This is a genomic window from Flavonifractor plautii ATCC 29863, from assembly GCF_000239295.1.
Classification (GTDB): Bacteria; Bacillota; Clostridia; order Oscillospirales; family Oscillospiraceae; genus Flavonifractor; species Flavonifractor plautii.
Window position 1 is genome coordinate 1 of sequence record NZ_JH417751.1, and the last position, 9,476, is coordinate 9,476.

At 63.1% G+C, this 9,476-nt stretch carries 9 protein-coding genes, 3 tRNA genes and 1 pseudogene; 6 read left to right on the forward strand and 7 right to left on the reverse strand.

The features are described from left to right. Nucleotides 1–29 precede the first annotated feature (29 nt). Complete coding sequence (locus tag HMPREF0372_RS08760) at nucleotides 30–851, reverse strand: MerR family transcriptional regulator (RefSeq protein WP_009257372.1); 822 nt, start codon at nucleotides 849–851, stop codon at nucleotides 30–32. Nucleotides 852–1,160: 309 nt separating this feature from the next. Between HMPREF0372_RS08760 and HMPREF0372_RS08765 the strand changes: the two genes are divergently transcribed. Beyond that, nucleotides 1,161–2,126, forward strand: coding sequence for a phosphotransferase (locus HMPREF0372_RS08765; RefSeq protein ID WP_007491047.1), 966 nt, complete (start codon nucleotides 1,161–1,163; stop codon nucleotides 2,124–2,126). A 19-nt stretch (nucleotides 2,127–2,145) separates the two neighbouring features. Continuing rightward, nucleotides 2,146–3,348, forward strand: a complete 1,203-nt coding sequence (locus HMPREF0372_RS08770; protein ID WP_007491049.1) for an ethanolamine utilization protein EutH — start codon at nucleotides 2,146–2,148, stop codon at nucleotides 3,346–3,348. 269 nt (nucleotides 3,349–3,617) lie between these two features. Here HMPREF0372_RS08770 and HMPREF0372_RS08775 read toward each other — a convergent pair. The 6 genes and pseudogenes from HMPREF0372_RS08775 to HMPREF0372_RS21420 form a co-directional block, all read right to left on the reverse strand. Continuing rightward, nucleotides 3,618–3,693: transfer RNA gene (locus HMPREF0372_RS08775), tRNA-Val, on the reverse strand. Between the two features lie 6 nt (nucleotides 3,694–3,699). Further along, a tRNA-Glu gene (locus tag HMPREF0372_RS08780) sits at nucleotides 3,700–3,774 on the reverse strand. Between the two features lie 73 nt (nucleotides 3,775–3,847). Continuing rightward, a tRNA-Met gene (locus tag HMPREF0372_RS08785) sits at nucleotides 3,848–3,924 on the reverse strand. Between the two features lie 80 nt (nucleotides 3,925–4,004). Then, nucleotides 4,005–4,700: a VanR-ABDEGLN family response regulator transcription factor gene (vanR, locus tag HMPREF0372_RS08790; RefSeq protein WP_007491050.1), complete on the reverse strand. Its 696-nt coding sequence runs from the start codon at nucleotides 4,698–4,700 to the stop codon at nucleotides 4,005–4,007. Between the two features lie 125 nt (nucleotides 4,701–4,825). Continuing rightward, nucleotides 4,826–5,188 (reverse strand): hypothetical protein, encoded by a 363-nt coding sequence (locus tag HMPREF0372_RS20560; protein WP_230979270.1) that lies wholly within the window; start codon nucleotides 5,186–5,188, stop codon nucleotides 4,826–4,828. Between the two features lie 93 nt (nucleotides 5,189–5,281). Further along, nucleotides 5,282–5,872: pseudogene (locus HMPREF0372_RS21420) on the reverse strand (collagen-like domain-containing protein); the annotation flags it as partial. Nucleotides 5,873–5,986: 114 nt separating this feature from the next. Here HMPREF0372_RS21420 and HMPREF0372_RS08800 point away from each other — a divergent pair. From HMPREF0372_RS08800 to HMPREF0372_RS08815, 4 genes are read left to right on the forward strand one after another with little or no spacing between them, the layout of a single operon-like run. Next, complete coding sequence (locus HMPREF0372_RS08800; protein ID WP_007491054.1) at nucleotides 5,987–6,469, forward strand: SprT-like domain-containing protein; 483 nt, start codon at nucleotides 5,987–5,989, stop codon at nucleotides 6,467–6,469. A 15-nt stretch (nucleotides 6,470–6,484) separates the two neighbouring features. Next, complete coding sequence (locus HMPREF0372_RS08805; protein WP_007491055.1) at nucleotides 6,485–7,528, forward strand: lysylphosphatidylglycerol synthase transmembrane domain-containing protein; 1,044 nt, start codon at nucleotides 6,485–6,487, stop codon at nucleotides 7,526–7,528. A 12-nt stretch (nucleotides 7,529–7,540) separates the two neighbouring features. Continuing rightward, nucleotides 7,541–8,719, forward strand: a complete 1,179-nt coding sequence (locus HMPREF0372_RS08810; RefSeq protein WP_009257427.1) for a sensor histidine kinase — start codon at nucleotides 7,541–7,543, stop codon at nucleotides 8,717–8,719. Further along, nucleotides 8,676–9,392: a GNAT family N-acetyltransferase gene (locus tag HMPREF0372_RS08815; protein WP_039997032.1), complete on the forward strand. Its 717-nt coding sequence runs from the start codon at nucleotides 8,676–8,678 to the stop codon at nucleotides 9,390–9,392. The genes HMPREF0372_RS08810 and HMPREF0372_RS08815 overlap by 44 nt, the downstream gene beginning before the upstream one ends. Nucleotides 9,393–9,476: the final 84 nt, after the last annotated feature.

A 9,476-nucleotide genomic window follows, 5' to 3' on the forward strand; every position in this document is an offset into this window, starting at 1 on the left:
CGCAGAGCAGAAAGCGGCCGGCGGAGCCGCTAAGACTCCGCCGGCCGCACCGGCACCTGGATCTCCATCAGCGTCTCGTCGGGATCGCTGGTGAGGGTGACGTCAATTTTGTAGAACTGAAAAATCATTCCATTCAGGACCCAGCCATGCTCCGCCATATATGTATGCAGGCGGGCAAAGGAGGGGTGGTACCGCTCCAGCTCGCCTCTGCGGTAATTCATACACAGGTAATCCCCCGGGGGTATCGTGCGCTTATGCTCGGACTCAATGGCGTCACGCTCCACAAAGATCATGGGGACGGCGGGAATATAATCGTCGCTGGGCTCCAGCAGGTGCCAGTCTGCATAGACGCCGATACGGTCGCTGGCCAGGATGGGGGCCACCTCGTCCAGGTAGCGCTCCAGCCGGGTAAAGGCAAAGGCGTGCTCCCGGGAGCCGCCGGCAGGCTCTCCGAAGGTAATCATATACCGCTGGGGAAAGGCGCGGCAGAAGACCTTGTCCACCGGCGGGGGCGGGGTGATCTCACTCAGAAAGTGGAGCTTGCGGCGCAGAATTTCGCTGAGAAGCTGCTGTTTGCGGATCTCCTCCTCCAGCAGCTCCAACTGATGGAGGAGAAGCTGGTGGGATTTCCTCAAATTGCGGCCCGAAAAATAGTCGGTGATGTCGTGGATGGACATGCCAAGCTGCCGCAGCTCCTTGATGGTGCCAAGTTTTTCGTATTGGCGGATGGAATAGTAGCGGTAGCGGGTTTGGGGATCTACATAGTCCGGTGTGATCAGTCCAATACGGTCATAGTACCGAAGCGTTTCGCTGGTCACTTGCCGCAGCTTCGCAAGCTCTGTGATGGACAACAGATTTTCCTTGATGGGACTCACCTCCTGCGCGGATAAGACATTCTATCACAGGCGGTCGGACCTGTCAAAAGGCTCTTGTATTAGTGAAATTAAATAAAAATAGCAAATAATTACTGTGAGAATAAAATAAAATGCTGCACGAGAGAGAAAGATGCATTGACTTTTGTGTAACACAAAGGTATATGCTCGTTACAGACGGAAAGAGCGGCCCCCCCTGGCCGCACTTTTTCCTCAGACTCAGCGCCTCACTGCGGCAATTCCCCAATTCCACTTTGTTAAAACAGAGAACAAACGGAGGGCTTTATTATGCAGGAAAATAATATGTCCGTTTTTGGCACCGTGATCCGCAACGAAGAGATTGCCGATTTCATGCGCCTTCTGAATCTGGCGCGCGAAATCTTCAAGCAGGAGCTGACGGTGGTGGAGATCATGCCGGGCGGCCTGACCAACAAGAATTTCCGCGCCGTGACCGAAGACGGCACCCAGATTGCCATCCGCTTGGCCGGACAGGGTACCGCCAACTATATCAACCGCCCTGGTGAAAAGCACAATGCCGGTGAGATCGCCGGACTGGGCATTGCGCCGGAGATCTATTACTACGATCCCAAGACGGGTTCACAAATTGTTGAGTACATTGATGCGCCCACCATGCACCCCGTGGACTTTCAGACCCGGGACGAGGTACTGGTCAAGGCGGGAGCGGTCATGCGCCGCTATCACGACAGCGGCCTGGAGTTCAAGACCTCCTTCGATCCCGTCGCCAAGATTGACGAGTACAAGGCCATCCTGGACGAGCACAGCTACGGGAAGCGCTACGAGGGCTGGGAGCGCATGGTGGAGGCGCTGGAGCGCATCCGCGCCGCCTACGCCAAGCAGCCGCCCCGCCGCGTGCCCTGCCACAACGACGCGCTGGCGGAGAACTTCATGCTCCAGGGCGAGCAGATGCGGGTCATCGACTGGGAGTACGGCGGCATGAACGACGGCTACTACGACATCGCCTGCGTCTGTGTGGAGAACCCCCTGGACGCCCGCTGCGAGGATGTGTTCTTCCGCGCCTACTGCGGCGGCGAACCCAGCGAGGAGGCCAAGGCCCGCCTGCTGATCAACAAGTTCCTGGTGACCTCCCACTGGTCTACCTGGTCGCTGGTTCAGATCTGCTACGGCAAGGACGCGGACTTCTACTGGGAGTACGGCCGCACCCGTGCGGTTCAGGCATGCTCCTTCCTGGACGACCCCAGCTTTTCCCGCAGCCTGACCCTGCTGGGCGGCTGACGGGCAGGAGGGGCAGCCCATGGAATTCATCGGAACGCTCATTACCTATCTCATGATGGCCTGCTGTGTCGTCGGCGGAATCTCCTACATTGTCAATGACCAGTCGGAGCTGGGCCGGGCCTTTCAGGACGGCCTGCACGCCATGGCGAACATGTTCATCCCCATTTGCGGGCTGATGGCCTCGGTTCCCTTCCTGAAAGTCTTCATCTCCAAGGTGTTCGGGCCGGTATTCGCCCTCTTTGGCGGAGATCCGGTGGTAGCCGCCGCGATCATCATGCCGCCGGACTGCGGTTCCTTCGCCCTGGCCACCGAGATCGGCCAGAGCGCGGATCTGTTCCCGGTGATCATCGCCATCGGCTTCATGTGCGCCTCCACCATCGCCTTCAACGTCCCCATCGGCCTGTCCATGCTGGACAAGGGGGATCACAAATACCTGGCCCTGGGCACCATGAGCGGCTTCCTCTCCGTGCCCTTCGGCGTGTTCATCACCAGCGTCATCGTGATGTTCACCCACCCGGCCATCCGCTCCACCTTCTCCAGTGTGGGCGAGCCGGATCATGTGGTGATGCTGACCCTGGGGATGCTCCTGCGCAACATGATCCCCCTGGTGGTCATCTGCGTGCTGCTGGCCCTGGGGCTGAAGTTCTTTCCCAACGGGATGGTCAAGGGCTTCATGGTGTTTGGAAAGCTGATGACCGGCGCCCTCACCCTGGTGGTGGTGGCCTGCATCCTCCAGCACTACACCGGCCTGTTCACCGACATTCTGGGCATCGGCTGGGGCTTTGATCCGATCCTGGCCGACGAGGAGAACACCTTCCGGGCCGTGGAGCTGCTGGGCACCATCGCCATGATGCTCACCGGCGCCTTCCCCATGGTGACGCTGATCCGCCGGTATTTGGGCAAGCCCCTGGAAAAGCTGGGCCGTCTGGCCGGGCTGGAGGCCAGCGGGAGCGTGGGCCTGGTGGCCTGCCTGCCCAACGGCCTGGCGATGTTCCCCTTTGTAAAGGAGATGCGCCCCCGGGACAAGGTGGTGTGTATGGCCTTCCTGGCCTGCGGCGGATACAGCCTGGGGGACTTCCTGGCCTTCAACGTCAATTTTCAGCCCAATCTGCTGGTTCCCGTGTTTGTGGGGCAGATTTGCGGCGGTGTCATCGGCATCGTGTTTGCAAAGCTCCTGGCGGTTCCGCAGGTGCGGGCGCTGGAGCGGGAGACGGCAGTGTGAGACGCGCGGGGCGGGCCGCAAAGGCCCGCCCCGCGCGTTGTGCTTCTCCGTCTTGGGCAACAGAAAAACAGAAACGGGCATTCATCTGGATGCCAGCGTTCTGAAAATTCAATGCAATTCAGATATTGCAAAGTCTCGATGAACCAACTTGAAGCATGTCCGGGCCTTTGCGGGCCGCGCCGTCCCCAGCATGAAAATGCGGAAAGGGGAGCCGTCCTCCGGGCGGTAAAGATCAAAGCAAAAAGGACATCCTGACGGATGTCCTTTTCTGGTGGAGACGACAGAACTCGAATCTGTGACCCCTTGCGTGTGAAGCAAGTGCTCTACCGGCTGAGCTACGCCTCCATATATTGGTGACCCGTACGGGACTCGAACCCGTGTTACCGCCGTGAAAGGGCGGTGTCTTAACCACTTGACCAACGGGCCAGGTTGCCCAAGCGGGGCGGGATACTCCTGAAGGGAAGTCCCAAAAGACGGCGCGGTGCCGTCTTTTGGGGTCTGGTAGCGGCACCTGGATTTGAACCGGGGACACTGCGGGTATGAACCGCATGCTCTAGCCAACTGAGCTATGCCGCCATTGAAAACCCCCTGTCGGACAGGGCAGGATTCAGTATACGCGATCATTCCCGTTTTGTCAATTGTTTTTTTCAAAAAAATTAGTCAATTTTGTAGCCGACGCCCCAGACGGTCTTAATGAACCGGGGATTGCGGGAGGGCTCGCCCATTTTTTCCCGCAAGCGGCGGATATGAACCATAACGGTATTATTGCGGTCCAGGTATTTCTCCCCCCACACGCTCTCAAAGAGCCGCTCGGCGGAGATGACCTGGCCCCGGTTCTCACAGAGCATCCAGAGAATGTCAAACTCGATGGGGGTGAGGCCCAGCTCCCGGTCGTAGAGGGTACACTCGTGGGTGGCCCGGTTGATGACCAGGCCGTTGAAGTCAATGATGTCCCGGCAGTCGCCGGCCTTGTCGGCCTCGTTGTAGCGGGTGTAGCGGCGCAGTTGGGCTTTGACCCGGGCCATCAGCTCCAGCGGGTTGAAGGGCTTGGTAATGTAGTCGTCCGCGCCGATGGTGAGGCCGGTGATCTTGTCCATGTCCTCCGCCTTGGCGGTGAGCATGAGTACAGGGAAGTGGTGCTCCTTGCGGATTTCCCCGCAGAGGGTAAAGCCGCTGATGTCGGGGAGCATCACGTCCAGGATGGCCAGGTCCAGAGCCTGGGTCCGCACCACGGCCAGCGCCTCGGTGCCGGTGCCGCACTTGAACACGGTGCACCCCTCGCTCTTCAAATAGACCTCTACCAGATCGGCAATCTCCGGCTCGTCGTCCACAACCAGAATCCGCGCGTCCATGGCATCCGCCCCCTTTTCCAGGACATTATAGCCAAAGCGGCGGCGGCAAGTCAAGGGCGGGGCGTAATTGTAAGAAAAACATCAGAACTGGCCCGGCCGGAGCAGGGGCCCCGGCCGGGCCGGGCTCAGGGTGTGCGCCGGAGTTTCTGAATATCCAGTGTGGTGCGCACGCTCCGACCGGACACGTCGCTGTTATAGGTTAGGGAAAAGTTGGTGGCGACAGGGGTATAAAAGGAAAAGGTACTGGCACCGTTGGCGGTGGAGCTGTTCCCGGAGGTCCGGAAATAGATTCCCAGGTCGATACGGGCAAAGCCGCCGAAAGCGGGAGTCACCTGAAGATAGCCAGGCGTAGCCAGAAGGACAGATACCGCGTATGATACCCGGTAATAGCCCGGCTGAAGGCGAAGCTGCTGGGAACTGACCGCTGTGATGTTGCCGGTAGGGTCATTCAGCAGCTCGTCCAGGGGGATCTGGGTATTGTTGGGCACCGAGGCCACGTCGGAGTAATAGGATGCAAAAACGTCGTCCTGCGGCGTGCCCTGAGGCCCGGTAGGACCTGTGGGCCCTGTGGCTCCAGCCGGTCCGGGGATACCCTGGGGCCCGGTGGGACCTGGTACGCCTTGGGGGCCTGTGGCCCCGGTTGGTCCGGCCACTCCCGCCATCCCTTGGATGCCCTGGGGGCCTGTGGGACCCGGTACTCCTTGGGGGCCCTGCGGCCCGGTGGCTCCGGCTGGGCCGGGAAGTCCCTGCGGCCCGGTGGGGCCGTCCATGCCCCGGATACCCTGAGGGCCGGTAGGCCCGGTGGCACCTGCCGCCCCCCGCGGGCCTGTTGGTCCGGCGGCGCCCTGGGGACCCTGGGGCCCGGTGGCTCCGGCTGGGCCGGGAAGCCCCTGCGGCCCGGTGGGGCCGTCCATGCCCCGGATACCCTGAGGGCCGGTAGGCCCAGGCACACCCTGGGGACCTTGGCCTCCGGCAGGGCCCTGCGGCCCCGTGGTTCCAGAGGGCCCGGTGGGGCCCTGCGCTCCGGCGGCGCCCTGGGGGCCCGTCGGTCCCCGCTCCCCCTGCGGCCCGGTTGGCCCGGTGGGGCCTGTGGGCCCGGACGGGGAGGGCGGACAGGGCGGATATGGGGGGCAGGGCGGCGGACAGCCGCAGGGGTCAAAACAGTATTTCATGACAATTACCTCCCGGGCCATTCTATGCTGTGACCCACCCCGCCGCCAAAGGCGGCTAGTGACTTTTCCGAAAAAGGGTGGTACAATCATTTTTAGTATAAATGGAGGCATCCTATGAATGAGTTTGACGCCCTGCTGGCCCGGGCGGTGGAGCAGGCCAGAGCCCTCGGTATCCCGGTGTCGGCCCGCATCTCCCCCCACGTGGCGGTCAACCGCCGGGCAGTGACCCGGTTCGGCTGCTGCATCCGGCGGGGCGGGGAGTATGTGATTGAGCTGTCCGAGCGGCTGCTGGAGGCGGAGGAGCGGGCGTGTATGCAGACCCTGGCCCACGAAGTGCTCCACACCTGCCCCGGCTGCCGCAACCATGGGGCCCTCTGGAAGGAGTACGCCGCACGGATGAATGGGGCCTACGGCTATGCCATCTCCCGTACCGGCACCTGCGAGGCGCTGGGGGTGGCGGATGTGCGGCCGGTGCGCTACCGGCTGGTGTGCGAGCGCTGCGGGCAGGAGTTTTGCCGGAGCCGCCGCTCCCCGCTGGTGGACCACCCGGAGCGGTACCGCTGCCGGTGCGGCGGCGTGCTGCGCCGCAGCAACTGAACCTGTCTGGAGAAGGTGTTCCCAACGGAAAAGAAAAATAAGAAGGCCCTGTTCAATCGTATTTTCTCCATCGCCGGCCTGTCCATCGGCGGCGCGATTCTGGCGGGGCTCATCGTGTATGTGGCCCGTACTATGGATGTGCGGGCCCTGCTGGCCTCCATCCAGCCCCTGTGGCTGCTGGGGGCAGCCCTGTGCGTCCCCCTCAGCGAAAGCGTGGACGCGCTGATCTTTTACGGTATGGGCCGCTCGGCGGGCTGTCCCGTCAAGTTGGCGGGCTGCTTTGATGCGGCCTATATTGGGGAGTTTTATTACAAGCTGGGCCCCGCCGGCGCGCCGGTGCAGCTCAAGCTAATGTACGATGCGGGCATGAGCGCCACCTACACCGCCTCCATCTACACCTGGAAGGCAGTGGCCAACACCATGGTTTACACCGGCTATGCAGTGGCCGCCCTGGCCTATGAGCTGTTCTGGCGGCGGGAGGGGCTGGGCCCCGCCGTGGCGGGGGCGGGGGCGCTGATTGCCCTCTACGTGTTTCTATGCGGGCTGGCCCTCTTTACCGCCGTGCGGCCGGAGCCTATTCAGCGTCTGATCCGCCGCATCCTCACCTTCCTCGCCCGCCACTGGAAGGTGATGGCCAGGGAGGGCATGGTGGACAAGGGCATGGAAAAGGTGGACGAGTTCTGCGCACAGCTCCGCGCCCTCAAGGGCAACCGCCGGATGCTGGCGGGCCTGTTCGCGGGCATGTTTGTGGAGCTCACGGCCCTGTTTGCCATTCCCTTCTTCCTCTACCGGGGGCTGGGTCTGACAGGGGGCTCCTTCTGGGAGCTGGTGCTGGTCCAGTGCCTGGTGCTGGTGCTCTCCCGCATCATCATGCTCCCAGGCAACGCCGGCGGCGCGGAGGGGAGCTTCTACCTGTTCATGGGCCCCCTGTTCGGCCGGCATCTGGCGGTGGGGCTGGTGCTGTGGCGCTTTGCCGCCTTTCTGGAGGTTCTGCTGCTGGGCGGGGCCTGGTCGGTGCTCCGCTTTGCGCAGCGCTCGGCGGCCGGACACGGGACATAGGAGGAGAACGTCTTGGATGGAAAATATACCCGCCTCAAGCTGAAAATGCTGCTGCTTGTGGTGCTGGGCACCCTGATCGCGGGGGGCGTGGGCATCTTTCTGCTGGAGGTGGTGGTGGATGGGGTGCTCCAGGACCCCTTCGCCCGCTTTTTCCTCTGGGCGGCCACCACCCTGTTCGGCCAGAGCCCGGAGGGGGCGGCGGAGCTCTACCAGCGCTATATCCGCAACAACAAGCAGGAGATCCTCACCCTGGGTACCATGCTGCTGATGCTCATCGCCTTCTACCTGGCCATGGGCCGGTTTACCCGCTGGCTGGACGACATCCGCTCGGCCACCCGCCGGCTGGTGGAGGCCCAGGCGGAGCCGGTGGAGCTGCCCCGGGAGCTGGCCCCCATCCAAGAGGATCTGAATGCCATCCAGCGGCAGCTCCGGGCGCGGGAGGCGGCGGCCAGAGAGAGCGAGCAGCGCAAGGGGGATCTGGTGGCCTTCCTGGCCCACGATCTCAAGACCCCGCTGACCTCGGTGGTGGGCTACCTCACTCTGCTGCGGGACGATCCCGGCCTGGACGCCGCCCAGCGGGCCAAGTTCACCGGCATCGCCCTGGACAAGGCCCGGAGGCTGGAGGAACTGCTGGGGGAGTTTTTCGACATCACCCGGATGGATCTGGACAGCGGGCCGGGGGAGCGCCAGCCCATCCAGCTGTCCATGCTGCTGGAGCAGCTCGCCGACGAGTTCTACCCCCTCTTTGCGGAGAAGCAGCTCCAGTGCACGGTGGAAATTCAGCACCACCTAGTGGTGCTGGGAGACCCGGACAAACTTGCCCGGGTCTTCGATAACGTGCTGCGCAACGCCGTCAGCTACTCCACCCCCGGCGGCCGGGTGGACATTCAGGCCAAAACCGTAGGGCGTCAGGCGGAGATCACCATCCGAAACGAGGGGCTGGAGATCCCCGAGGGGGAGCTGGCCAACATCTTCCAGAAGTTCTACCGGCTGGACGCCGCCCGCTCCTCCCGCACCGGCGGGGCCGGGCTGGGGCTGGCCATCGCCAAGGAGATCGTGGAGAGCCACGGAGGGAACATCCGCTGCGAGAGCAACGGACGGCTTACCAGCTTCGTCATCTCTCTGCCACTTTATAAGGAGGTGCGCCATGTCTTTAAACGAAACCGCGCTGGCCTGTCTGAACCGAAATAGGCTGCTCTACTTAAACATGCTGGAGGTGCTGCGACGGGGCTCGGCGGAGCTGCTCTACGCCGGGGAGGGCGGGGTGCTGCTCTATGACCGGGGGTCGGGGGCCTACATGCTTACCGCCCGGGACCGGGCCGCCCTGGATGGGATGCTCCCCCTGCTGCCTGCGGACTGTGACCTGCTGGTGGGCCACGACCTCTGGTACCGGGACGAGCTGGCCGGCCGCTTCGGCCTGTGGAAAGAGGAGCTGTGCGTCCAGGCCGCCTGGACAGCTCCGGAGCCGCCGGAGGCGCCGGCCTTCGGCGGGGAGCTGCACCTTTTGGGGGAGGAGTGGGCCCCCTACGTCTGTGAGCACTACAGCAAGAGCGATATCGGCGGCCTGGAGCACATCCGGCAGGCCATCGGCGCCGGTATGCTGGGGGCCTTCGTGGACGGGACGCTGGCGGGCTTCGCGGGCTTCCACAGCGAGGGCTCCATCGGCCTTCTGGAGGTGCTGCCCGCCTACCGCCGCCGGGGCCTGGGGGAAGCGCTGCTCCGGGGGGCGGTGCGGCTGGCGCTGGAGCGGGGGCAGTATGCCTTTGGCCAGGTGCTTATCGACAACGCCCCCTCCCTGGCCCTCCAGAAAAAGGTGGGCATGACGGTCGCCCGGGAACCGCTCTACTGGCTGTTTCGCAGATAAAGAGCCATTTGGGCCGGCCGGAAGCGTTCAACAGACCTTTTTGACGGGCACCGGCCCCGGCGCTTTTCGAAAGCGCCGGGGCCG

Excerpts from the sequence above, each read along its gene's own strand:
- HMPREF0372_RS08765 (WP_007491047.1), top strand. The coding sequence starts at position 1,161 with ATGCAGGAAAATAATATGTCCGTTTTTGGCACCGTGATCCGCAACGAA.
- HMPREF0372_RS08770 (WP_007491049.1), top strand. The coding sequence starts at position 2,146 with ATGGAATTCATCGGAACGCTCATTACCTATCTCATGATGGCCTGCTGT.
- vanR (WP_007491050.1), bottom strand. The coding sequence starts at position 4,700 with ATGGACGCGCGGATTCTGGTTGTGGACGACGAGCCGGAGATTGCCGAT.
- HMPREF0372_RS08800 (WP_007491054.1), top strand. The coding sequence starts at position 5,987 with ATGAATGAGTTTGACGCCCTGCTGGCCCGGGCGGTGGAGCAGGCCAGA.
- HMPREF0372_RS08815 (WP_039997032.1), top strand. The coding sequence starts at position 8,676 with ATGTCTTTAAACGAAACCGCGCTGGCCTGTCTGAACCGAAATAGGCTG.